Source organism: Flagellimonas olearia, from assembly GCF_004150225.1.
GTDB lineage: Bacteria > Bacteroidota > Bacteroidia > Flavobacteriales > Flavobacteriaceae > Flagellimonas > Flagellimonas olearia.
Genome location: NZ_ML142908.1, coordinates 378,097 through 399,841 on the forward strand (window position 1 = coordinate 378,097; position 21,745 = coordinate 399,841).

Annotated in this window: 24 protein-coding genes; 12 read left to right on the forward strand and 12 right to left on the reverse strand. The window is 44.7% G+C overall.

Annotated elements, in window-relative coordinates; all coding sequences use genetic code 11:
• Positions 1 to 19 precede the first annotated feature (19 nt).
• Both DN53_RS06935 and radA read left to right on the forward strand, forming a co-directional pair.
• A complete protein-coding gene (locus tag DN53_RS06935; RefSeq protein WP_129653664.1) occupies positions 20 to 1,165 on the forward strand; it encodes an alpha/beta hydrolase in 1,146 nt (381 codons plus the stop codon).
• Positions 1,166 to 1,301: 136 nt separating this feature from the next.
• Positions 1,302 to 2,663 carry a DNA repair protein RadA gene (gene radA / locus DN53_RS06940; protein ID WP_129653665.1) on the forward strand — a complete coding sequence of 454 codons (1,362 nt, stop codon included), beginning with the start codon at positions 1,302 to 1,304 and terminating at the stop codon, positions 2,661 to 2,663.
• A 2-nt stretch (positions 2,664 to 2,665) separates the two neighbouring features.
• Here the strand turns inward: radA and DN53_RS06945 are convergent, their stop codons facing one another.
• A complete protein-coding gene (locus DN53_RS06945; RefSeq protein WP_129653666.1) occupies positions 2,666 to 3,706 on the reverse strand; it encodes an NADP(H)-dependent aldo-keto reductase in 1,041 nt (346 codons plus the stop codon).
• 61 nt (positions 3,707 to 3,767) lie between these two features.
• Positions 3,768 to 4,532, reverse strand: coding sequence for an exodeoxyribonuclease III (locus tag DN53_RS06950; protein ID WP_129653667.1), 765 nt, complete (start codon positions 4,530 to 4,532; stop codon positions 3,768 to 3,770).
• Between the two features lie 132 nt (positions 4,533 to 4,664).
• Here DN53_RS06950 and DN53_RS06955 point away from each other — a divergent pair, with 132 nt between their 5' ends.
• Positions 4,665 to 5,219, forward strand: a complete 555-nt coding sequence (locus DN53_RS06955; RefSeq protein ID WP_129653668.1) for a cysteine hydrolase family protein — start codon at positions 4,665 to 4,667, stop codon at positions 5,217 to 5,219.
• Between the two features lie 37 nt (positions 5,220 to 5,256).
• Positions 5,257 to 6,363 carry a Gfo/Idh/MocA family protein gene (locus tag DN53_RS06960; protein ID WP_129653669.1) on the forward strand — a complete coding sequence of 369 codons (1,107 nt, stop codon included), beginning with the start codon at positions 5,257 to 5,259 and terminating at the stop codon, positions 6,361 to 6,363.
• Between the two features lie 11 nt (positions 6,364 to 6,374).
• Here the strand turns inward: DN53_RS06960 and DN53_RS06965 are convergent, their stop codons facing one another.
• Complete coding sequence (locus DN53_RS06965) at positions 6,375 to 6,563, reverse strand: hypothetical protein (protein WP_129653670.1); 189 nt, start codon at positions 6,561 to 6,563, stop codon at positions 6,375 to 6,377.
• Positions 6,564 to 6,658: 95 nt separating this feature from the next.
• Here DN53_RS06965 and DN53_RS06970 point away from each other — a divergent pair, with 95 nt between their 5' ends.
• The 4 genes from DN53_RS06970 (at position 6,659) to DN53_RS06985 (ending at position 9,523) form a co-directional block, all read left to right on the forward strand.
• On the forward strand, positions 6,659 to 6,883 hold the full coding sequence (locus DN53_RS06970) for a helix-turn-helix domain-containing protein (protein ID WP_129653671.1): 225 nt from the start codon (positions 6,659 to 6,661) through the stop codon (positions 6,881 to 6,883).
• 218 nt (positions 6,884 to 7,101) lie between these two features.
• The gene (locus DN53_RS06975) at positions 7,102 to 7,614 is read left to right on the forward strand and encodes a DUF3124 domain-containing protein (protein ID WP_129653672.1); all 513 of its coding nucleotides are present in this window, start codon (positions 7,102 to 7,104) and stop codon (positions 7,612 to 7,614) included.
• Between the two features lie 156 nt (positions 7,615 to 7,770).
• A complete protein-coding gene (locus DN53_RS06980; RefSeq protein ID WP_129653673.1) occupies positions 7,771 to 8,865 on the forward strand; it encodes a hypothetical protein in 1,095 nt (364 codons plus the stop codon).
• Entirely contained in the window at positions 8,831 to 9,523 is a 693-nt protein-coding gene (locus DN53_RS06985) for a hypothetical protein (RefSeq protein WP_129653674.1), read from the forward strand. The genes DN53_RS06980 and DN53_RS06985 overlap by 35 nt, the downstream gene beginning before the upstream one ends.
• A gap of 31 nt (positions 9,524 to 9,554) precedes the next feature.
• Here DN53_RS06985 and DN53_RS06990 read toward each other — a convergent pair whose 3' ends face one another.
• The gene (locus tag DN53_RS06990) at positions 9,555 to 11,096 is read right to left on the reverse strand and encodes a glycine--tRNA ligase (RefSeq protein WP_129653675.1); all 1,542 of its coding nucleotides are present in this window, start codon (positions 11,094 to 11,096) and stop codon (positions 9,555 to 9,557) included.
• Positions 11,097 to 11,132: 36 nt separating this feature from the next.
• On the reverse strand, positions 11,133 to 12,029 hold the full coding sequence (locus tag DN53_RS06995; RefSeq protein WP_129653676.1) for a coiled-coil domain-containing protein: 897 nt from the start codon (positions 12,027 to 12,029) through the stop codon (positions 11,133 to 11,135).
• A gap of 161 nt (positions 12,030 to 12,190) precedes the next feature.
• On the opposite strand from DN53_RS06995, the gene DN53_RS07000 reads away from it, so the two are divergent.
• Together DN53_RS07000 and DN53_RS07005 are read left to right on the forward strand one after the other, a co-directional pair.
• Positions 12,191 to 12,766 carry a ComF family protein gene (locus DN53_RS07000; RefSeq protein ID WP_242502087.1) on the forward strand — a complete coding sequence of 192 codons (576 nt, stop codon included), beginning with the start codon at positions 12,191 to 12,193 and terminating at the stop codon, positions 12,764 to 12,766.
• A gap of 70 nt (positions 12,767 to 12,836) precedes the next feature.
• Complete coding sequence (locus DN53_RS07005; RefSeq protein ID WP_129653678.1) at positions 12,837 to 14,456, forward strand: Ig-like domain-containing protein; 1,620 nt, start codon at positions 12,837 to 12,839, stop codon at positions 14,454 to 14,456.
• On the opposite strand, the gene DN53_RS07010 is transcribed toward DN53_RS07005, so the two are convergent.
• From DN53_RS07010 to katG, 4 genes are all read right to left on the reverse strand, one after another.
• A complete protein-coding gene (locus DN53_RS07010) occupies positions 14,443 to 15,216 on the reverse strand; it encodes an amidohydrolase (RefSeq protein WP_129653679.1) in 774 nt (257 codons plus the stop codon). The genes DN53_RS07005 and DN53_RS07010 overlap by 14 nt on opposite strands.
• Positions 15,217 to 15,227: 11 nt before the next feature.
• Positions 15,228 to 15,851, reverse strand: a complete 624-nt coding sequence (locus DN53_RS07015; RefSeq protein ID WP_129653680.1) for an NUDIX hydrolase — start codon at positions 15,849 to 15,851, stop codon at positions 15,228 to 15,230.
• A gap of 7 nt (positions 15,852 to 15,858) precedes the next feature.
• A complete protein-coding gene (locus DN53_RS07020) occupies positions 15,859 to 16,338 on the reverse strand; it encodes an ankyrin repeat domain-containing protein (protein WP_129653681.1) in 480 nt (159 codons plus the stop codon).
• Between the two features lie 86 nt (positions 16,339 to 16,424).
• Positions 16,425 to 18,644 carry a catalase/peroxidase HPI gene (gene katG, locus DN53_RS07025; protein WP_417935914.1) on the reverse strand — a complete coding sequence of 740 codons (2,220 nt, stop codon included), beginning with the start codon at positions 18,642 to 18,644 and terminating at the stop codon, positions 16,425 to 16,427.
• Positions 18,645 to 18,922: 278 nt separating this feature from the next.
• Here katG and DN53_RS07030 point away from each other — a divergent pair, with 278 nt between their 5' ends.
• Both DN53_RS07030 and DN53_RS07035 read left to right on the forward strand, forming a co-directional pair.
• Positions 18,923 to 19,531: a DinB family protein gene (locus DN53_RS07030; protein WP_129653682.1), complete on the forward strand. Its 609-nt coding sequence runs from the start codon at positions 18,923 to 18,925 to the stop codon at positions 19,529 to 19,531.
• Between the two features lie 99 nt (positions 19,532 to 19,630).
• The gene (locus tag DN53_RS07035; protein ID WP_129653683.1) at positions 19,631 to 20,161 is read left to right on the forward strand and encodes a lipid-binding SYLF domain-containing protein; all 531 of its coding nucleotides are present in this window, start codon (positions 19,631 to 19,633) and stop codon (positions 20,159 to 20,161) included.
• Positions 20,162 to 20,201: 40 nt separating this feature from the next.
• On the opposite strand, the gene DN53_RS07040 is transcribed toward DN53_RS07035, so the two are convergent.
• The 3 genes from DN53_RS07040 to DN53_RS07050 form a co-directional block, all read right to left on the reverse strand.
• Positions 20,202 to 20,693, reverse strand: coding sequence for a hypothetical protein (locus DN53_RS07040; RefSeq protein WP_129653684.1), 492 nt, complete (start codon positions 20,691 to 20,693; stop codon positions 20,202 to 20,204).
• 80 nt (positions 20,694 to 20,773) lie between these two features.
• Positions 20,774 to 21,247 carry a hypothetical protein gene (locus DN53_RS07045; RefSeq protein WP_129653685.1) on the reverse strand — a complete coding sequence of 158 codons (474 nt, stop codon included), beginning with the start codon at positions 21,245 to 21,247 and terminating at the stop codon, positions 20,774 to 20,776.
• Between the two features lie 57 nt (positions 21,248 to 21,304).
• Positions 21,305 to 21,742 (reverse strand): hypothetical protein, encoded by a 438-nt coding sequence (locus tag DN53_RS07050; protein WP_129653686.1) that lies wholly within the window; start codon positions 21,740 to 21,742, stop codon positions 21,305 to 21,307.
• Positions 21,743 to 21,745 lie beyond the last annotated feature (3 nt).

Genomic DNA, 21,745 nt, shown 5'->3' on the forward strand with positions numbered 1-21,745 from the left:
GCCACCAAATTCGTTTTTCATGAAAAACCGTCTACTATTTGTGTTGATAGGCCTCGTTTGCCTGAACCTTGGCGCTCAGGTAAAACACGAGATTTTCGAATCCTTCAAACTACAGGAAAGAAGAAACGTCTCCTATTATTTTCCCGAAGATTATACCGAAGACAAAAAGTATCCCTTGATAGTAGTGTTGGATGCCGAATACCTGTTCGACCTAGTGGTATCCAATGTAAAGTTCCAAAGCCGATTGGGACGCATGCCGCAGGCCATTGTAGTAGGTATTGGCCAAGGGGAAAATGACATCCGTTGGGAAGACTGTGACTATGACGAAGTCTCAGGTCTACCATCGGAAAAAGGAAAGATGTTCTACGAATTTTTGGGCACCGAGATCATACCTTATTTGGCGACCACATACAAAATTGCCCCCTTTAAAATGTTCATTGGCTATGACATCACTGCCAATTTTGGGAATTATTTCCTTTTCAAGGATCGTTCGCTTTTCAATTCCTATATAAGCATTTCACCCGTATTGGCCCCCGAAATGGAAAACCGAGTCCCTGAACGGCTATCCGCCTTGGACCAAGTGATTTTTTATAATGTCATTGTGGAGAAAGAAGCTTCGGACGACAGACAGCGTATCCTGCAAATGAACCACAGCATCAATTCCATTACCAAGGAATCCCTGCACTATTTCTTTGATGAATATGACAATGCCGACCATGTCTCCATCATTCCGTATGGTATTGGGAAAGCGTTTGACAATGTCTTTAAAATATTCCGCCCCATCAGTCCTAAGGAATACAAGACGGAAATACTTACATCCACGGATCCTGTCTTTACGTATCTTGAGGACCGATACACCATGATCGAGCAATTGTTCGGTTTTGAAAAACCAGTGGAGCTCAACGACATTATGGCCATTTATGCGGCCTGCCGAAAAAAGGAGGATATTGAATCCTTGAAACCCTTGGCCGAACTTTGCAAAAAGCAATATCCGGAAACCATGATGGGTTTCTACTTTGAGGGCGAATATTACGAAGAGCTCGGTGAACCCAAAAAAGCCTTCAAGACCTTTGAAAAGGCGTTCCAAATGGAGGAAATCGACTTTTTGACCAAGGATATGGCCCTCGAAAAAATCGATGCCCTCAAGGCCGACTTTGGGTATTAGATTTGTAGATTGTTGGATTATTAGATTGATGGACGCCATCCATCCAAAAATCCAGTTGTCCAAAAATCCATAATTCCAACAATCCAATAAACCCATCCATCTAAATCCCTATCTTTAGGCCCCTCATTTAGTTGGAATGGCCAAGACCAAAACTGCTTTTTTTTGCCAAAACTGTGGCACCCAATATGCAAAATGGGTAGGACAATGTTCCGCCTGTAAGGAATGGAACACCATTGTGGAAGAGGTGGTCCAAAAAGAGGACAAAAGAAGCTGGAAAACCAGCAATGTTTCGGACAAAAAGGCCAACAAACCCCTTCGTGTTTCTGAGATTACCCATGAAAGCGAGCTTCGCTTGGATACCAAGGACCAAGAATTCAACCGGGTGTTGGGCGGAGGTCTGGTCCCAGGTTCCTTGACCTTGTTGGGTGGTGAACCCGGTATTGGAAAAAGCACACTTTTGCTCCAGATTGCCTTGAAACTCCCCTTTAAAACCCTTTATGTTTCCGGGGAGGAAAGTCAACGGCAGATCAAAATGCGGGCAGACCGTATCCAACCCAACAGTGAAAACTGCTATATCCTCACCGAAACCAAGACCCAGAACATCTTCCAGCAAATTGCTTCGTTGGAACCGGATCTAGTGGTCATCGACTCCATCCAAACCCTACATACCGACTATATAGAATCAGCCGCAGGAAGCATTTCACAAATCCGGGAGTGTACCGCGGAACTCATTAAATTTGCCAAGGAAAGCCATACCCCTGTCATTTTGGTGGGACACATCACTAAAGATGGCACCATTGCAGGACCCAAAATCTTGGAACATATGGTGGACACGGTCCTACAGTTTGAAGGAGATCGAAACTATGTATATCGTATACTCCGTTCACTCAAGAACCGTTTTGGCTCTACCGCGGAGCTGGGCATTTATGAAATGCAGGGCAGCGGTTTGCGCGAAGTGAACAACCCATCGGAAGTGCTCATTTCCAAAAATGACGAAGACCTCAGCGGAACGGCCATCGCCGCTACCGTGGAGGGTATGCGACCCCTACTCATAGAAATCCAAGCCTTGGTAAGCACAGCCGTTTATGGAACACCTCAACGCTCCGCCACCGGATTCAACGCCAAACGCCTGAACATGCTCTTGGCCGTATTGGAAAAACGGGCTGGATTTAAACTGGCCGCCAAAGATGTGTTTTTGAACATTACCGGGGGGATTTCAGTGGATGATCCCGCCATTGACTTGGCCGTGTTGGCCGCCATTTTATCCAGCAATGCCGATATTCCCATTGAAAAAGGCATCTGCTTTGCAGCTGAAGTAGGCCTGGCCGGCGAAATTAGACCCGTACAGCGGGTGGACCAGCGAATTTTGGAGGCCGAAAAATTAGGTTTCTCAACCATTTTTGTCTCCAAAAGCAATAAAATTGGGCTAAAAAATACCTCGATCCAAATACATAAAGTATCCAAGATCGAGGATATTGTCAGCTCTTTGTTCGGTTGATTTTATGGTGAAGGGTTGGGAATGGAATTGTGAATCTCATCAATCCCCTTCAATACCTCATCCGAAAGGTTCACCTCTATACTTTCAATATTTTCCTTGAGTTGTTCCATGGTGGTGGCCCCAATGATATTGCTCGTTACAAAAGGTCTTGAATTCACGAACGCCAAGGCCATTTGTGCCATGTTCAAATTGTGTTCCTTGGCCAACTCGGCATATTTTTTGGTTGCCTCAACCGCAGAAGGGCTGCTATATCGGTCGTATTGGGGAAAAAGGGTCACCCTAGCCTTTCTGGGGGGCACATCCCCTAGATACTTACCGCTCAATACTCCAAATGCCATGGGCGAATAGGCCAAAAGCCCTATTTGTTCCCGCATGGAAATTTCGGAAAGTCCAACCTCAAACAATCGGTTCAGCAAACTGTATGGATTCTGGATGGTAAGCATACGGGGCAAGCTTTGGTGCACTTTGCTCTCTTCCAAATACCGCATGGTGCCCCAAGGGGTCTCGTTGGAGATACCAACGTGTCTTATTTTTCCTTCCGCCTTCAAATCGCGAAGGGTTTCCAATACCTGATGGATATTGTCCTCCCAACCATCAATGGCATGGGCATTAAACCCACGCTGCCCAAAAAAATTGGTGTTCCGTTCCGGCCAGTGCAATTGGTACAGATCAATATGATCCGTTTGCAATCGCTTTAAGCTTCCTTCCACGGCTCCTATGATGGAATCTCTACTAAAACCGGTATCCCTGATTTCTTTCGCTGCATACCCCGGGCCGGCAATCTTGGTGGCCAACACCACCTTATCACGGTTCCCGGTTTTCTTGAACCAATTTCCAATAAGTTCCTCGGTCACGGCATACAGTTCCTTTTTGGGCGGAACAGGATACATCTCGGCCGTATCAAAAAAATTGACCCCTTGGTCCAGGGCATAATCCATTTGTTCATGGGCTTCGTCTTCATCGTTTTGTCTTCCCCAGGTCATGGTCCCCAAACAAATCTTACTGATACGAATATCGGTATGTGGAATTCTCGTGTATTTCATCAAACTAATTATTTAAAGGTCTAAGGTACGTAATCCGTGTTTTAAGCTTTTAAGGGAATTGTTATGTTTCCAACTCCAATAGAATGGGGCAATGATCGCTGTGCTTGGCATCGGCCAAAATCACCGAACGTTTTAAACGGTCTGCCAACGATTCGTTCACCATACCATAATCCAAGCGCCAACCTTTATTATTGGCCCTCGCGTTGGCACGGTAGCTCCACCATGTATAATTGTCCGGTTCCTTGTTGAAATGCCGGAAACTGTCTATAAAACCACTCTTGATAAAATTGCCGATCCATTCGCGCTCCACGGGCAGGAACCCGGATACGTTCTTGTTGCGTATGGGATCATGGATATCGATGGCCTCATGACAGATATTGTAATCCCCACAAACCACCAAATTGGGACGTTCTTTTCGAAGTTGGTCCGCATATTTTTGAAAATCAGCCATATAGGTCAATTTAAAATCCAAACGATCCATATTGGTCCCGGAAGGCAAATACATGCTCATAATGGAAACATCGCCATAATCTACCCTGAGGTTGCGACCTTCATGGTCCATATAATCAATGCCCGTTCCGTACTCCACATGGTCCGGCTCCTTCTTGCAAAGCAAGGCCACCCCACTATAGCCTTTCTTTTGGGCACTATACCAATAGTGGAAGGGGTATCCGGCTTCCTCCAGGAGCGATGTCTCCACCTGCTCTTCCATGGCCTTGGTCTCCTGCAGGCACACCACATCCGGGTTTGCGGTCTTGAGCCAATCCACAAAACCCTTGCTCATGGCCGCCCTAATACCGTTCACGTTGTACGAAACTATCTTCATCTTTAAATTTTCCTTAAAAATAGCCATTGTGGTTGGCTCCTTAAAATTGAATTTATCAATATCCCCATTGAGGAAAAGAATTGCCTCATAAATAGGCTACTTATCCGTAATTTCACCCTAAAACTTTTGGGTATGACAGCCTTGCTCTTGATCGATATACAAACAGGACTTCAGGAAATTGAATTTTACGGCACCGAGCGCAACAATCCCGAGGCAGAAAGCAATGCCCAAAACATCCTGGATGCCTTCCGAAGGAAAAATTGGCCCATTTTCCATGTACAGCATTGTTCCATAAACCCGGATTCGCCCTTGCACCCTTCCAAAAAGGGGCATGCCCTCCATCCCTTGGTGACACCCATGGAAGGGGAGCCTATCATCCAAAAAAATGTGAACAGCGCCTTTATCGGCACCGAGCTTGAATCCCTCCTCAAGGCCCAGAACATTTTAGATTTGGTCATTGTAGGGCTTACCACGGAGCATTGCGTGTCCACTTCGGTACGGATGGCCGCCAATTTGGGCTTCAATGTTACTTTGATTGCCGATGCCACCGCTGCCTTTGACAAAATTGGGGCGGACGGAAAACGGTATTCCGCCGAAACCATCCACCAGACCAACTTGGCCGTCCTTAAGGACGAGTTCGCCGAAGTAGTAAGCACAGCCACTTTATTGGAAAAGCTACCGGATTAGTTCTTATTTTTAAGGCTGAACCCTTTTTTATTGCCTTATGTTACGTTCCGGATTTCTTTTGTTATTGTGTCTTGTTTTGAACGCTGTTCCCATCTTCGCCCAAGAAAAACCGGTGCGGATCGGGGTGGCCGGACTCTCCCATGCCCACGTGCATTGGATCTTGGGCCGTGAAGATCTGGGTGATATTGAACTTGTGGGCATCGCCGAACCCAACCGGGAACTGGCCCAACGCTATGCAAAACAACATGGTTTTTCCATGGATCTGGTGTACAATACGCTGGAAGAAATGATTGCGGCCACCCAACCCGAGGCCGTTACCGCTTTCGGGTCCATTTTTGAACATCTGAGTGTGGTAGAGACCTGTGCGCCCAAGGGCATCCATGTGATGGTGGAAAAACCCCTTGCCGTGAGCTTGGACCATGCCAAAAAAATGAAGGCATTGGCCCAAAAGCACAACATCCACCTGCTTACCAATTACGAGACCACGTGGTACCCTACCAATCATAAGGCCAAGGAATTGTTGGACAAAGGAAAGATCGGCGATCTACGAAAAGTAATCGTGCGCGATGGCCACAAAGGGCCCGTGAAAATAGGGGTCAACAAAGAGTTTTTGGATTGGTTGCAAGATCCTATCCTTAACGGTGGGGGTGCCATTACGGATTTTGGCTGCTACGGGGCCAACCTTATGACCTGGATCAAAAAAGGGGCAAGGCCCAATACCGTGACGGCCGTGACCCAACAGTTTCAGCCGGGGAACAACCCCAAGGTAGACGATGATGCCACCATTATCCTTACCTATGACGATTGCCAGGCCATTTTGGAACCTTCGTGGAACTGGCCCATTGGGCGAAAGGACATGGAGCTCTACGGCCTTACCGGGGCCATTTATGCCGATAACCGAAACGACCTTCGCATACGTATGGCCGAGGGATACGATGGCTACCAAGAAGAAAAGATGAGCTTGGAGGAGCGCCCTGCACCCAACAACGACCCTTTTTCCGTGCTGGCCGCCGTGGTAAGGGGCAAAATGAGCCTGCAACCCTCCGATCTTACCGCATTGGAGAACAATATGGTGGTCATAGAAATCTTGGATGCTGCCCGCCAAAGTGCCAAAAAGGGCAAGACGGTGGTGTTGAAAAAGTAGCTTGGTTGGGGTCACCGTATCACCCGCTCCATCCCCTTTAAGGCAGTGACCACGTTCTGTATCTCCATTTGCTCAAAGGAATCCCTTTCCAAGTAAAACAACATTTCCACGGCCAGATCCAGATAGTGGGCCAAGATCGCCGGGCTGCCGTAGGTGTCGGTGATCCATGCGTTGAGCTGGGCCATTTGTATTTGGTTCATATTTGGGACATTTATATCTAAAGATAAAAAAATTACCAATAAAAAGCCACTAATTAGTGGTAATTAATTAATAGCACACTTGATTTCTTTACTTTATGGACAAATCCAAAGAGCTTAAGAAGCTAGCCAAGCGTATCAAATCCTTACGACTTCAAAAAGGATATTCAAGCTATGAGAATTTCGCCTTTGATAAAGACATTCCCCGTGCCCAATATGGTCGTTATGAAACGGGTACAGATATGCAATACACCAGCCTTCTTAAAATTGCCCAAGCTTTTGACATGACCCTAGAGGAATTTTTCAGTGAGGGTTTTGATTGAACACAAGAACCGTCACCCTGAACTTGTTTCAGGGTCTCATAAACATGGTCAAAAATAATGGGATGTAAAAAAAGGGGGGGCTGGCAGTGTCTACATTTCGACTGCGCTCAATGTGACATAGAAAACCCGTCAGTTCAAGTTTTTCCGAAGGAAAAGTATCGAGAACCAATTTTTTAACCTTCACTATTCCGTATCTTAGTCAAACTAGAATATTCTGTATGCCCAAGTTGGTCGTGATCTTATTGTCCTTGCTTGTCCTCTCCTGTGCCGAAAAGGCGCCGGAAGAGGTCAGTTCCGTGGACCCCATAAACTGGAGTGCCCGTACCGTGGCCCTGTCCGCCAGTGATTCTTTGGTGAACGGGAGCAGTTATCTTTCGGTCTATTCCCAAGTTTATAGCGAAACGGAGCACCGCACACACAACCTCACGGCGACCATAAGCATGCGCAACACCAACCTCAAGGATACCATTTACATCCGCAAGGCGGAGTATTTTGACACCCACGGCAATGCCATCCGCACCTATTTTGATGCCCCCATTTACATAAAACCCATGGAAACGGTGGAGATCGTCATAGACGAAAAGGACCCAGCCGGGGGAACAGGGGCCAATTTCCTGTTTGATTGGAGCATAAAACCCACCTCACACGAACCCTATTTTGAAGGGGTCATGATCTCCACATCAGGGCAGCAGGGGCTGTCATTTACCACCAAGGGCATTCGAGTGGAGTAATCCTACCCATATAATTTTCCTTTATAAAACCTTTATAGAGATTGCATCATTCCATTCCCATAAAGAGTGGATTTTTTTTTTGTGTCGTGAACTCAAACAGTGTATTCATAAACTGAAACAGGGCATCCATCAATTGAAGCACTATAACATTGGAAGATGTTTGGATATTGGATTTTGTTATATCCAAACACGACCGTTATGAAAGCAATACTCAAAGTAACATTTTTCATGGTTCTTGCTCTAGGAACCGTACAATCCATTGAAGCACAATTGCTCAATAAATTAAAAAAAAAGGCTGAAAAAAAGGTCGAAAAGGCCATTGACAGTAAACCAGACACCCAAACAGACACCCAAACAGACACCCAAACAGACATTCATCAAAAAAGTATAGATACTATGCCACAAAAAAGTAAAAACCAAGACCCAACAACAAATAATGATGGTTGTAAAGCCGTAGCTTCCTACGTAAAAAGCATTGATCAAAAAATACAGAAAGTAGAGGAGGCCATCAATGATAAGGCCACCCTTAAACCTGACAGATTAAGATACACCCTTAAACTTGCCAAAGATGAAAGGGACAAAATCGCCAAATCTTATCCAGAATGTGACATGAGTGACATTAACACCCGTATAGTAAATGCTGAAAAATTTATTAGCGAGTTCGTAGGTTCACTCAGTCCGTTCAAACCTGGAAGCTATCAAACTTCCTCATCTTATTTTACAGAAGTAACCTTAGATAATTTTGACTCCAATGGCCTAGCCAATACTATGGATATCAGTTTTAAGACACTTAAAGGAAAGATATACAAAGGTATCATCAGCTATCCAGGCTCCACCTCCCCTACGCCAGAAAAAATAGAAGGAAAAATCAATGCCGTAAATGGCCTGAAGTTAACTGCCTATAAGCAAGAGGACAACATTATTATTGAGTTTTATTACAGTGGGGATTTTGCAGGTGTGATATTTATTGGCAACAAGGATAAAAATACATTAAGGAAAGAAGTACTGGATTTTGAAATCCCAGGTTCTGAAAGCAATGGCATGTACTTGGGCGAGGTGCAGCAAAAAGAGGCGGGACGGATTGTACTTTCAAAAACCGACAACCTTGTTCATGATAACAAAGGACCATTTGACCTAAACGAATTCACCATAGGCGACAAGTTATATTCCCGGACCTTTTACAAACAAATAAAACCTCTCGTAGAAATTTTACAAGTTGAGGGATATTGGGCCAAAAAAAAACAATCATGATGTCAGGGTCGTAAATGAGTTCTATTTGGATGGCCAATTGGTGGCCACATATGAAGAGGGTCCTTTCTACGATGAACAGAAAAAGGAGGTAAATAGTTGGACCTCGGTGAGGAAACCTATTTTTCTCCTTACTGATGATAGCATGGAGGAAAAATTCATGGAGTATGTATTAAAAAACAACCTGCCTTCAAAAAAATATGAATTTGAGCTTAAAAAGTATGTACACTCGGCAGATTCCAATTACGATGAAGATGACAAAGTTTTTGTGGCCACTACAGGCCCGATCACATTCAACATCACGGACGATGGATTGAGCAAACTTTGCGCCACAGATTTTGGACCACCTAAAGGAGCCATAAACAATGACAGTGAAACAAAAACGCTGTTAACCGTTTTAAGAAAGTATGCCAAAGCACAAGGTTGGCCAGAAACCTTTACCAATACGGTGAGCAACAAAACTCCATGGACCAAAGTATACGATGTTTTCAACAGGTATACCCACTCCAAATGTTCAGCAATATTTAGAACGGAATATCCTCTGGAAGATGGCCGAAAATCCTATGGCGTCATTTCAGCCATGTTTTATAAATATCCAAACGGCTCCATAGAGGTTTTTGGAATGTCAGGTCAGCATTATATTCCAAGAACTTGCAGATAAATAATAAAATTGGGCAGCTATAAATAGCTGCCTAAATTTTTTGCAACCAATACCTCATATCCACTTCCTTGGAGATGATGTCCTTGACCTCGGAAAGCTTTACACGTTTTTGCTCCATGGTGTCCCTATGACGAATGGTCACGGTATCGTCTTCCAGAGTTTGGTGATCCACAGTAACACAGAACGGTGTCCCCGCAGCATCCTGACGACGGTAACGGCGCCCTACAGCGTCTTTTTCATCATAGTCCACATTGAAGTCCCATTTTAGCTCATCAACTAGGTTTTGGGCCACCTCGGGTAGACCATCCCGTTTGAGCAATGGCAAAACAGCCACTTTGTTGGGGGCCAATACCGCTGGAATCTTCAATACGGTCCGGGTAGATCCATTTTCAAGCTCTTCCTCCTGCAATGAGTTGGAGAAAACTGCCAAGAACATACGGTCCAACCCTATTGAGGTTTCCAACACATAGGGCACATAGCTCTTGTTTTCCTCCGGGTCGAAATATTGTAGTTTTTTGCCTGAATATTTCTCGTGGTTCGCCAAGTCAAAGTCGGTTCGGGAGTGTATACCTTCCAACTCCTTGAACCCGAATGGGAACTTGAATTCGATATCGGCGGCCGCATCGGCGTAGTGGGCCAACTTTTCATGGTCGTGGAAACGGTAATTGTCAGCGCCCATTCCCAAGGAAAGGTGCCATTTCATACGTTTTTCCTTCCAAGCTTCGTACCATTCCTTTTGGGTACCTGGTTTGATGAAATACTGCATTTCCATCTGTTCAAATTCCCTCATACGGAAGATAAACTGACGGGCTACAATCTCATTACGGAAAGCCTTACCGGTTTGGGCAATCCCAAACGGAATCTTCATCCTTCCGGTTTTTTGCACGTTCAAAAAGTTGACAAAAATACCCTGTGCCGTTTCAGGTCTCAAATAAAGGTCCATGGCACTCTCGGCGGAAGCTCCCAACTTGGTGCCGAACATCAGGTTGAACTGTTTTACATCGGTCCAGTTTTTAGATCCCGAAAGTGGGCAAACAATCTCCAATTCCTCAATAAGTGCCTTGACATCGGCCAGATCTTCATTTTCGAGGGATTTTCCCATACGCTTTAGAATCGCATCGGCCTTGGCCTGATAGTCCACTACACGTTGGTTGGTGGACAGGAACTGCTCCTTGTCAAAACTATCCCCAAAACGTTTGGCGGCCTTGGCGACCTCCTTCTCTATCTTGGCTTCTATTTTGGCCACATGATCTTCGATCAAAACATCGGCCCTATATCGTTTCTTGGAATCTTTATTGTCGATCAACGGATCGTTGAAGGCATCCACGTGGCCAGAGGCCTTCCATGTAGTGGGGTGCATAAAGATGGCGGCATCTATGCCCACAATGTTCTCATTGAGCTGCACCATGGCCTTCCACCAATATTCACGAATATTCTTCTTTAGCTCGGCACCGTTCTGACCGTAATCGTAAACTGCGCTAAGTCCATCATAAATCTCACTGGATTGGAACACATACCCGTATTCCTTTGCATGGGAGATAACCTTCTTAAAAATGTCTTCCTGATTTGCCATTGGGCAAAAATAGAATTTTACCCAAAAAGAAGTATGCTATTTTAGCTGAAATTCGGTGGAGGCAAGCAATCTTTCGTCCTCAAAAACATTTAGGGTATAAATTCCCTCGGTCAAGGAACCTTCGGGGACGGTAATGGCGTCACAAATACTGATTTCCTTTCCTGTGTAAACAATCTCCACTTTTTTGCTGTAGATGTTTCCGCTGACGGATATGGTATTGGCATTGTCCTCGACAACGGCCATGTTGGGGTCCAAAAATTGTAGATAGAGCACCTTTACATCACCTCGCTCGCCAGCATTGCTCAGAATGGTAACACATCCTCTCAATTTTTCAATGGTGGAGGCCTTATTGGTCTTTATGGGCCTTCCAGCCCGTAATCGGAACCCGCTTCCCTCGGCATCCTGCAATTTCAGATAGCTTTTAATGCGCAATTCCCGGGTAAGCTCCCGATTGGTTTCCCTAAGCAAGGATTCGGTCTGCTCCATGGAATTGGCCTTTCCCCTTAAATCTTCGAGTTGCTTACGGGTCTCCTCATACTTGCTGGCCAACAGGCTATTGTTGTACCGCAGAAAGTTGTTCTTCAATTTAAGACTGTCAAAACGTACCTCCAATTTGCGAAGCTCCTTTCGGGTTTCCTTGAGTTTGGTAATGCTGAAATTGAGTCTGCCCACAGAATCCAAGAGCTGTTGCACCCTAAACCTTGATGTCTGCAGTTCAATATCGTTCACTTCATTAAGCCCCGAAAGACGATCCACCTCAGCCTTCATGAGGGTAAGATCTTTTACCAGAAGTGATTTTTCCTGCTCCAAGAACGACATCTGGTTCCTAGATTGGGCATAACTATAGTAAAAAGCAATGAGAATCCCCACAATGACCGCAACCAGCGCGGCAAATATGATCTTGTAGTTGAAATGATTATCTTGGGGGCTCATGGGTTGACAGACTACTCTAACGCGTATAAGATTTGATACCAAAAAGGTTGGCTAAGATAATAAACGAGATTAACAACATCCTATTGCCACAGGTATGTTTTGGATGTAATGCCCAATTATTCAGAGGAGAAAGCATTTTGTGTGCCGTTTGTCGACATGAGATGCCACTCACCGATCATAACTTCTTGGATGAAAACACCGTAGATCGTATATTTTATGGACGAATTGCCATAAAAAAAGCAGCTTCCTTTGTTTTTTTCACCAAAAATGGGATTGTAAAAAATTTGCTGCATTCGTTAAAATACAAAAATCAAGAACAAATTGGCGGCTTTTTTGGGGATTGGTATGGTGCCCATTTGAAAAAAGAAATGGGTCTCGGAAAAATTGATGTTGTCATCCCGGTACCGTTGCATCCAAAAAAATTGAAAAAGAGAGGGTATAACCAAGTAGCCCTTTTTGCACAAAAAATTGCCGAGGCCATTGGCGCAGAATACAGGGACGACTTACTCCTAAAGACCTTAAACACCAAAACCCAGACAAAAAAGGATAGATTGCTACGCTGGGAAAATTCAAAAGAAGCTTTTCAGGTAAATCCTATGGCAAAAGTGCATTTTGGGCATGTGCTGCTGGTGGACGATGTCATCACCACCGGAGCCACCATAGAATCTTGCGCCAAAGCCCTTCTGCTGCTCAAGCCCAAGGATATCTCAGTCCTGAGCATGGCTGTGGTTCCCTAGGGTTAAATTTTATTAATGCGTACCTTCAATTTTTAAATTAGTTGTTTCTTTGCCCCACATGGATTTTGGCATGGCGTACGTAAAAAAATTGTTGGGTTTTCTTTTTTTCGCCCTGATGGGCCTTGCCTTATGGCAATGCGCCAGAAGAGGTTCTCCTTCCGGTGGACCTGAGGATGTTACCCCACCAAAGCTTGTACGTACGGAACCGGATAACTTCAGTATCAATTTTGAGGCCCAAAAAATCCGACTCTACTTTGATGAGCTCATAAAACTTCAGGACGTTCAAAACCAACTGGTGGTTTCCCCTCCCTTGAAGTATCCCCCGGAAATAACGCCACAAGGCGGCCCCAGAAAATATATCGAGATCCTTATCAAGGATACCCTGCGTGAAAATACCACCTATACCCTCAATTTCGGGCAGAGTATAGTTGATAACAATGAGGGCAACCCCAACAGCTTTCTTACCTATGTTTTCTCCACAGGGACGTATATAGACTCTTTGACTTTATCTGGAGCGGTAAAGGATGCTTTCAACAAAAAGGCCGATCAGTTCATCAGTGTAATGCTGTATGAAATTGATACTGCTTATACCGATTCCACCATTTATAAAAATCCACCCAATTATATTGCCAGTACGGGAGACAGCCTTCCCCTGTTTGAGCTTAAAAATTTGAGGGCCGGGAAATATGCTCTCTTTGCCCTAAAGGATGTGAACAAAAACAATATGTTCAACCAAAAGCAGGACAAAATTGGATTTCTTGAGGACACCATCACCATTCCAACGGATTCCACCTATTTGCTGAACCTGTTTTTGGAAGAACCGGATTATAGTGTTTCCGTTCCCAGCTATACGGCCAAGAACCGCATCATTTTTGGGTATCAAGGCGACCATGAGGACATGCAAATAGAAACCTTGACCCAATTGCCTGATTCAGTGCAAACCAAAATATTGAAAGACCGCGAAAAAGACACCTTGAATTATTGGATCACGCCTACGGATTTGGACTCCATCATTTTCACGGTTACCAATGAAAAATTGGAACGTATTGACACGTTTACCGTAAAGACCAGAAAACTGCCCTTGGATTCCTTGACCCTGACCTCTGGCATTCGTGGTAAATTCAATTTTGAGGATACTTTTAGCATACTTGCCAATACCCCAATTGCCAATGTGGACACCACAAAAATTGGCTTGGTGGTGAGTGATTCCCTGTTGGCTCCCTTTAGTCATGTTTTGGATACGTTGGAAAACAAGGTTGAGTTTGATTTTGAGATAGAGCCTAACCAGAAATACCGATTATCACTACTCCCGGGGGCCATTTCGGATTTCTTCGGTATGCAGAACGACACCCTGGATTACGCTATTTCAACGAGCGGTTATGCCGATTATGGTAACCTAAGAATGACCCTGGGCGGGGCCGTCCAATATCCACTTGTATTGCAATTGACCAATGAGCAGGGAGAGATTCAACGTGAAATCATTGCTCCCGAATCAAAGATTTTTGAGTTTAGCAACCTTGACCCCGGAAATTATGTGGTACGGGTCATTTTTGATGACAATGGCAACGGGAAATGGGACACAGGGAGTTATCTCAAAAAAAGGCAACCCGAACGGATCAGTTATTATCCCGATGTCATTGAAGTACGGGCCAACTGGGAATTGGAGCAGAATTTCATTATTTCAGAGTAAAGTCGTCCCTATCCTCTAAAAATTTAAGTTTCTCCCTGTTGGATTCTATATGCCCTTTATCCAAGGTGGCATAAATAATCTCTTCTTTTTCTGAATACGCAATAGGATTTCCCAGTGCATCATAAACTGCAGAATGCCCCGAGTATTCATGTCCCAAGTTGTCCTGTCCAATCCTGTTCACCCCTATAGTGTAAGCCATATTTTCTATGGCCCTTGCTTTCAGTAGTGTATCCCAAGCCCCAATCCGGGGTTTGGGCCAATTGGCCACATAAATCAGGACATCATAATTTTCAACATTGCGGGCCCATACCGGAAATCGAAGGTCATAACAGATCAATGGACATATCTTGAATCCCCGAAAATCAATGAGCGCCCTTATATTGCCTGCGGTATAGACCTTATCTTCTCCCGCTAAGGTAAAGGTGTGTTTTTTGTCATAGGTTGAAAGACCTCCATCTGGCTGAACAAACCACAACCGATTGAAAAACTTGCTGTCTTCCTGAAATACCATACTGCCCACAATAGCTGCATTCTTCTTTTTGGCCTGATTTTGCATCCACTCCACTGTTTTGATGCCCTCTGATGCATCCAAATTGCCGGGATTCATGGTAAATCCAGAAGTGAACATCTCAGGCAGCACAATGACATCCACATCATTGGAAATGGAATCAATTTTCTCCTCGAACATAGTTCGGTTCTGTTGTGGAGCTTCCCAATGCAGTTGGGATTGAATCAAAGCAATTGTAAGCTGTTGCGACATTGGTTTGTTTTTTAATCGAAATACACTTTGGATTCCGTGGACTTTGAGTTTTTAAACAATGCTATTATCTGCTCTTCCAAAATCCGTTCCTCAGAAAGTTCGGGAAGTTGATCCAAAGGAAAAAAGCCAGCATCCAGCATATCAAACCCTGCTTGGAGTTCACCTCCTTTCATCTGACAGAGAAAAATCAGTTTGTACACATATATGGGAGCCGGTGGGTGCGGATGCGCTTGTTTATCATAAACGGCCAATAAGCGCATCGCATCGACCTCAATCCCGGTTTCCTCCTTAACTTCTTTTACTGCGGTTTCCGAGGGTGTACTGCCAATATCTGCCCAACCTCCGGGAATGGTCCATTTGCCATCAATACTCTCCCGTGCCATCAAGATTTCATCCTTTTCATTCAGCACAAAAGCACGTACATCCACTTTAGGGGTAGGGTAGTCGTCTTGGGGCAGAAAAAAATCCTTCAGGACTTCCATGGGCACATTGCCCAACTGTGCCATCAATTGCAGGCTGATGTCTTTTAGTTCTTCGTACCGTTCACGATCATAGGGGTCCTGGGCATACACCAATCCCGTTTCTGAAATGGCCTTGATGCGTTTAACGAGATTGAGCTGCTCTTTGGAATCCATATAACATCTATGTGTTTTCTTGCAATAGGGTCACCAATGGTTGATTTCCCTGCTCCTTGGCAAGGTCTAACGCGGTATTTCCCTTGGCATCCTTCACAGAAATGTCCGCACCATGTTCCATAAGCAACCCCGCAATCTCCGGCCTGTTAAAGGTAACGGCATAAATGAGGCAGGTGGCACCCATGGCATTTTTCTGATTGACATTGGCCCCAGCCTCAATCAACTGCTTGGCAATATCCACATATCCTTTAAAACATACCCCCATCAAAGCTGTATTTCCTGAACCGTCCTTGGCATCTACCTGAGCGCCCTTTTCCAAAAGAAATTGGGACAGCTCACCATGGCCATAATAGGTGGCGAGCAATAATGGGGTAGAGCCTCTTTGGTCCTTTACTTCCAACAATTTGGGGTTGGAGGCAAGAAGCTTTGCGACTGCTTTGGCATCACCAATTCTGATGTGATTGAAAAAAGATTCCACTTGATCCATACGTGAATGAAATTTATAAAAAAACTGCCACAACCGTGAGGGTCATGGCAGCTTTGGCAATTAATTTTCTTTTTCTTCCAATTTTGTTACACCAGATCAAAACGATCTAGGTTCATAACCTTGGTCCATGCTGCCACAAAATCCTTTACAAATTTTGCTTCTGACCCAGACTCTGCATATACTTCTGAAAGGGCACGCAAGATAGAGTTGGAACCAAATACCAGATCAACCCGTGTACCAGACCATTTAAAATCGCCTGTTTTGCGATCAACTCCTTCATAAAGTGATTTCTCCTCATTGGCAGCCTTCCATTCGGTGGACATATCGAGTAAGTTCACAAAGAAGTCGTTGCTCAACACCCCGATCTTATCGGTGAACACCCCATGCCTTGAACCATCAAAGTTGGCACCTAGTACCCGTAAACCACCTACAAGAGCAGTCATTTCTGGGGTAGTAAGCGTTAATAATTGTGCCTTATCCACCAATAAATGCTCTGCGGGAACTTTTACGCCTTTCACCACATAATTCCTGAATCCATCATAAGGCGTGTTCAAATAATCGACAGAATCAACCTCAGTTTGCTCTTGAGTCGCGTCATTACGTCCAGGGGCAAATGGAACTTCAGTTGGAACCCCTGCATCACTGGCTGCTTTTTCAACAGCGGCACTACCCGCCAAAACAATCATATCGGCCAAGGAGATTTTCTTACCTCCACCGGCATTGCTATTGAACTCATCTTTAATCCCTTCAAGAACAGTTATGGTCTTATCGGTTCCTTTGTTCACTTCCCAACTTTTCATGGGCTCCAGATTGATTCGGGCGCCGTTGGCACCACCACGCTTATCCCCACCTCGGAAAGTAGCGGCAGATGACCAAGCGGTATACACCAAATCTGAAACGGAAACACCGGAATCCAATACTTTTGCTTTCAAGGCTTTTACGTCCGAAGCATCCACCAACGTATAATCCACTGCCGGAATGGGATCTTGCCAGATCAATTCTTCTTTTGGCACTTCTGGTCCCAAATAACGGGAAACAGGACCCATATCACGGTGTGTCAACTTAAACCAAGCACGAGCATAGGCATCAGCAAAAGCTGCTGGGTCCTCATAGAATTTACGTGAAATTTTCTCGTAGGCAGGATCAAAACGCAATGAAAGGTCCGTAGTCAACATGGTTGGTTTTCTGTTGGGTCCGCCAAAAGGATCTGGGATAATGGCCTCAGCATTTGAAGCCACCCATTGGTGTGCTCCCGCTGGAGACTTGGTCAATTCCCACTCATATTCAAACAAGAACTTAAAAAAATCGTTGCTCCATTGTACCGGGGTTGATGTCCAAATCACTTCCAATCCAGAAGTAAAGGCATCTGAACCTTTTCCTGTACCATTTTTATTTTCCCATCCAAAGCCCTGCAATGCCAAATCTGCTGCTTCCGGATCAGCGTCCATCATTACTTTTTCGCCAACTCCATTACCGTGGGTTTTTCCGATGGTGTGTCCTCCCGCAATCAATGCCACGGTTTCTTCATCGTCCATGGCCATACGCTCAAAAGTTTCGCGAATGTCATGTGCAGCCGCCACAGGATCGGGATTACCGTCCGGGCCTTCAGGGTTTACGTAAATCAATCCCATTTGCACTGCAGCCAATGGATTTTCGATTTCACGCTCTTCCTTATTATGTGAGTAACGGCTGTTTGGCGTGTCACTCGTGGCCAACCATTCAGTTTCGTTACCCCAATATACATCTTGGTCCGGTTCCCACACGTCTTCACGGCCCCCAGCAAAGCCAAAGGTTTTGAACCCTGCTGACTCCAAGGCAACGTTTCCGGCCAAAATCATAAGGTCTGCCCAAGATATTTTCTGACCGTATTTTTGTTTGATGGGCCATAACAAGCGACGGGCCTTATCCAAACTTACGTTGTCAGGCCAAGAATTTAAAGGTGCAAAACGTTGCTGACCACGGCCACCGCCTCCACGGCCATCTTTAACACGATACGTTCCTGCACTGTGCCATGCCATACGGATGAACAGTCCGGCATAACTACCAAAATCCGCAGGCCACCAATCCTGTGAATCCGTCATAACATCCAAGAGATCCTTCTTCAATGCTGAATAATCCAGTTTTTTGAATTCTTCGGCGTAGTTGAAATCTTCTCCTAGCGGATTTGATTTTTCCGAATGTTGGCTCAAAAGTTCCAACTTAAGTCGGTTGGGCCACCAATCTTCATTTTGTGTACCCCCACCGGCCACTTCACTCAAAAAAGGGCACTGACTTGCATCTGCCCCGTTTGCCATTTCTTTACTCATGATAGTATGTTGTTTACGTTATTTTTATCCTTCATAAATTTACGAAAATGCCCTTCAACAGTATAGATAATTAATATTAAAATACTATTAAAACATAAACATTATCTATTTATAGCCATTCTTATCTTGCCGTCTGTTTTTACGGAAACAACCCCTTGATTTGGCATATCCACCCCCTTTTAGGGGCGTTACCATCCCTTATCTTTATACTATGGCTTCTTACGGGCTCCATAGCCACATGCCTTAAGAACATTATAACTATAATTTAAACCCTATAGATGATGAAAAAGTTGATTCTACCCTTTGCGGCATTGATCCTTTTCAGTTTTGCTGCGGATTCCGAAAAACTTACCGAACAAGATCGTGAGTTCATGCTTAAGCATCTCACCGAAACCCGTGACCACATGACCAAAGTTTTGGATGGACTCACCAAGAAACAGCTCAACTTTAAACCCAGCGAAAATAGTTGGTCCATTGCCGAATGTGTGGAGCATCTGGCCGTGGTGGAAAGTGTTTTTGGAGGGATGGCCCATAAAATGGTAGCGGCAGATTCCAATCCCGCCTTAAAAGATTCCTTGGTCTTCAAGGATGAACAAATCATGACCGTTGTAACGGACCGAAGCAACAAAGTAAAGACGTCCCAGCCGTTTGAACCCAGTGGCCAATTTGACTCCCTTGAGAATGCGCTACAAGCCTTTTTGGACAAGCGAAGTGAATTGATCGAATATGTGAAGACCACGGATGACGACCTAAGAAACTCCTTTAATAAAGACCTGCCATTTGGTGTTGTTGATGGCGTACAGTTCTTGGTCTTTGCTGCCGGACACACCGAACGCCATGTGCTGCAAATGGAAGAGGTCATGCAGCATGTTGACTTTCCAGAATAGCATTTTATTATAGGTTTTCCTTAACATTAATTGGCAAACCCTTTCCAAAATGGAGGGGGTTTGTTTTTTAACTTTGGGGAAACACTATAAAATGTACCTATGAAAACTTTAAAATCAATTGCACTGGTTGCCTTTCTGATTGTTGGCACCAGTGTGTTCGCGCAAAATAAAAAGGATGAAAAAATCATGGCCGATGCCCAAAAGGCCAAACAAACCCTCGTGGACACAGATTCCGGTCTTAATGGTTTCTTCAACCATTCTGCTGGATATGTGATCTTTCCCAATGTGGGAAAGGGCGGCTTTATTATTGGTGGGGCATCCGGTAACGGGGTGGTCTATGAAAATGGCGATGCCGTGGGCATGGCCGATCTTAAAAAATTGAACATTGGCCTACAGGCCGGTGGACAAGCCATCATCGAAGTCATCTTTTTTGAGACCGAAACGGATTTGGCCCGTTTTAAGGAAGGTAAGTTCCAGTTTGCCGCCGAAACCTCGGCAGTGGCCTTGAAATCGGGAATCGCCTTTAATGCCAAATATAAAGATGGTGTGGCCGTATTTGCACTTCCCAAAGCAGGTCTTATGGCCGATGCCTCGGTTGGGGGACAGAAGTTTGGTTATAAGCCCTTTTAAAAAGCAACGCCCCTTTAAAGGGGCGTTTTTATTTTACGTCTTAAAACTGATATCGAACCCCCAGTCCCAGATCAAAATCGAAGCCATCCCCATAGGCATCCTCTTCGCCAAAACCAATTTCCGGTCTTACGTCCAACGATAGAATTAGAGGAATCTTAAAATCATATTCCAGGCCCAGGTTCCCTGCCAACAGGCCAAACGAGGCAGAACCTCCACCATCATAGTCCACATTGCCCAAGCCTCCTCCTGCACCAACGTACCAGTGAAAGGATTCATCCAAAGGCATCACCCATTGAAAAAGACCGACCACCTTGAACGCGTCGTACACATCTTTTTCACCTCGGATTCCAAGGTCCAACTCAAGCCTATTGTTTTCAAAAAGGGCCCGTTGATAACTGATTTCCGCCCCAAAGGAATCAAAGCCATCATCATCGCCAATCCGCACCCCAAGGGCATTTTTGGATATACGCTGTGCCTCACAGTGTACTCCAAGGGCAAATACTAATAACAAGGTCAGTACCAGTGTTCTCATAGTTATAGTTTTTAAGGTTGTTGTTCAATTTACAATTTTTTGGGACAATCTTAAAAACCAATTACCTGACAACCATTTGTTTAATTGGAATCAAAGGGCGTCAACTCTGGTTGGTTTGGGTATTGCGCCTTTAGGTTTTTGATCATTTTATTCCGTTTTCTTTTCTTGAGAAATGAGTTGGTGACCAGAGGTATGGATATCCCCATCTCAAGTATGCCCGTTGCAATCATTAAAACCCCAATAAATGCACCACCTATATTCTCGCAAAACTCATCCTCTCCACATGGGCCTCCGTTTGCAATCAAACTGCCCCCAGCAATGGTTAAAAGGCCCAATCCTGCAAAAGAACCTCCCATGACCAGATTGTTCTTTCGTTTACGGTCTTGGCCCAAGATTTTCCGCAGCTGCCGTTCATTGGCCTCACTTTGTTCCATAAGGTAGGTATGGTTTAAACCCAAATGATCCAACCGTTGTTGTTGCTTGGGAGAAAAGTCTTGGGCATTAAGGCATAGGGAACACCATAGGCCCATAGTGCAATAGAGTATATTTTTCATGGTATTATCATAATAGTTTGTGAAAACAGCCCCTTAAGGGGCTGTACCAAGCATACGTTAGTCACATGGGCCACCACACTCCGTGGCAATGTTGTAATCCTCTTCGGTGAATACAAAATCCTCATCGAAATCATCCGAATGAATACAATAATCAATAGGGTTCCTTTGGTTTTGGTTGCATTCCGCTTTGAAGATGGTCATTCTCTCATTCGCGTAAATGATTATCAGTGAGTCATAAAACCGACTCCCGGCCAGAAAAACCTTGAAATCATACCCACTAGGTGGCAATCCGTCCTTGAATACTTTTTCCAGTTTCTCATCGATAGCCAGACTAGTGATTTCGGGTGTTACTTCTGGAAAATCAGATCTGTAGCTTTTGATCACCATAGATCTGCCACTTTTGTTTTCCATGGAATAGTGATAGACATCCACCTCGCCAAAATTTTCGCCACATGCATAAAGTAAAAAGGCCAATAGTAAGCTTATATTTTTCATCTT

Excerpts from the sequence above, each read along its gene's own strand:
- DN53_RS07020 (WP_129653681.1), bottom strand. The coding sequence starts at position 16,338 with ATGGATCAAGTGGAATCTTTTTTCAATCACATCAGAATTGGTGATGCC.
- DN53_RS06970 (WP_129653671.1), top strand. The coding sequence starts at position 6,659 with ATGGACAAATCCAAAGAGCTTAAGAAGCTAGCCAAGCGTATCAAATCC.
- DN53_RS06945 (WP_129653666.1), bottom strand. The coding sequence starts at position 3,706 with ATGAAATACACGAGAATTCCACATACCGATATTCGTATCAGTAAGATT.
- DN53_RS07035 (WP_129653683.1), top strand. The coding sequence starts at position 19,631 with ATGAAAACTTTAAAATCAATTGCACTGGTTGCCTTTCTGATTGTTGGC.
- DN53_RS07040 (WP_129653684.1), bottom strand. The coding sequence starts at position 20,693 with ATGAGAACACTGGTACTGACCTTGTTATTAGTATTTGCCCTTGGAGTA.
- DN53_RS06975 (WP_129653672.1), top strand. The coding sequence starts at position 7,102 with ATGCCCAAGTTGGTCGTGATCTTATTGTCCTTGCTTGTCCTCTCCTGT.
- radA (WP_129653665.1), top strand. The coding sequence starts at position 1,302 with ATGGCCAAGACCAAAACTGCTTTTTTTTGCCAAAACTGTGGCACCCAA.
- DN53_RS06995 (WP_129653676.1), bottom strand. The coding sequence starts at position 12,029 with ATGAGCCCCCAAGATAATCATTTCAACTACAAGATCATATTTGCCGCG.
- DN53_RS07015 (WP_129653680.1), bottom strand. The coding sequence starts at position 15,851 with ATGGATTCCAAAGAGCAGCTCAATCTCGTTAAACGCATCAAGGCCATT.
- DN53_RS06990 (WP_129653675.1), bottom strand. The coding sequence starts at position 11,096 with ATGGCAAATCAGGAAGACATTTTTAAGAAGGTTATCTCCCATGCAAAG.
- DN53_RS07000 (WP_242502087.1), top strand. The coding sequence starts at position 12,191 with ATGCCACTCACCGATCATAACTTCTTGGATGAAAACACCGTAGATCGT.
- DN53_RS06955 (WP_129653668.1), top strand. The coding sequence starts at position 4,665 with ATGACAGCCTTGCTCTTGATCGATATACAAACAGGACTTCAGGAAATT.
- DN53_RS07045 (WP_129653685.1), bottom strand. The coding sequence starts at position 21,247 with ATGAAAAATATACTCTATTGCACTATGGGCCTATGGTGTTCCCTATGC.
- DN53_RS07010 (WP_129653679.1), bottom strand. The coding sequence starts at position 15,216 with ATGTCGCAACAGCTTACAATTGCTTTGATTCAATCCCAACTGCATTGG.
- katG (WP_417935914.1), bottom strand. The coding sequence starts at position 18,644 with ATGAGTAAAGAAATGGCAAACGGGGCAGATGCAAGTCAGTGCCCTTTT.
- DN53_RS06950 (WP_129653667.1), bottom strand. The coding sequence starts at position 4,532 with ATGAAGATAGTTTCGTACAACGTGAACGGTATTAGGGCGGCCATGAGC.
- DN53_RS06980 (WP_129653673.1), top strand. The coding sequence starts at position 7,771 with ATGTTTGGATATTGGATTTTGTTATATCCAAACACGACCGTTATGAAA.
- DN53_RS06965 (WP_129653670.1), bottom strand. The coding sequence starts at position 6,563 with ATGAACCAAATACAAATGGCCCAGCTCAACGCATGGATCACCGACACC.
- DN53_RS07050 (WP_129653686.1), bottom strand. The coding sequence starts at position 21,742 with ATGAAAAATATAAGCTTACTATTGGCCTTTTTACTTTATGCATGTGGC.
- DN53_RS07005 (WP_129653678.1), top strand. The coding sequence starts at position 12,837 with ATGGCGTACGTAAAAAAATTGTTGGGTTTTCTTTTTTTCGCCCTGATG.
- DN53_RS06960 (WP_129653669.1), top strand. The coding sequence starts at position 5,257 with ATGTTACGTTCCGGATTTCTTTTGTTATTGTGTCTTGTTTTGAACGCT.
- DN53_RS06935 (WP_129653664.1), top strand. The coding sequence starts at position 20 with ATGAAAAACCGTCTACTATTTGTGTTGATAGGCCTCGTTTGCCTGAAC.
- DN53_RS07030 (WP_129653682.1), top strand. The coding sequence starts at position 18,923 with ATGATGAAAAAGTTGATTCTACCCTTTGCGGCATTGATCCTTTTCAGT.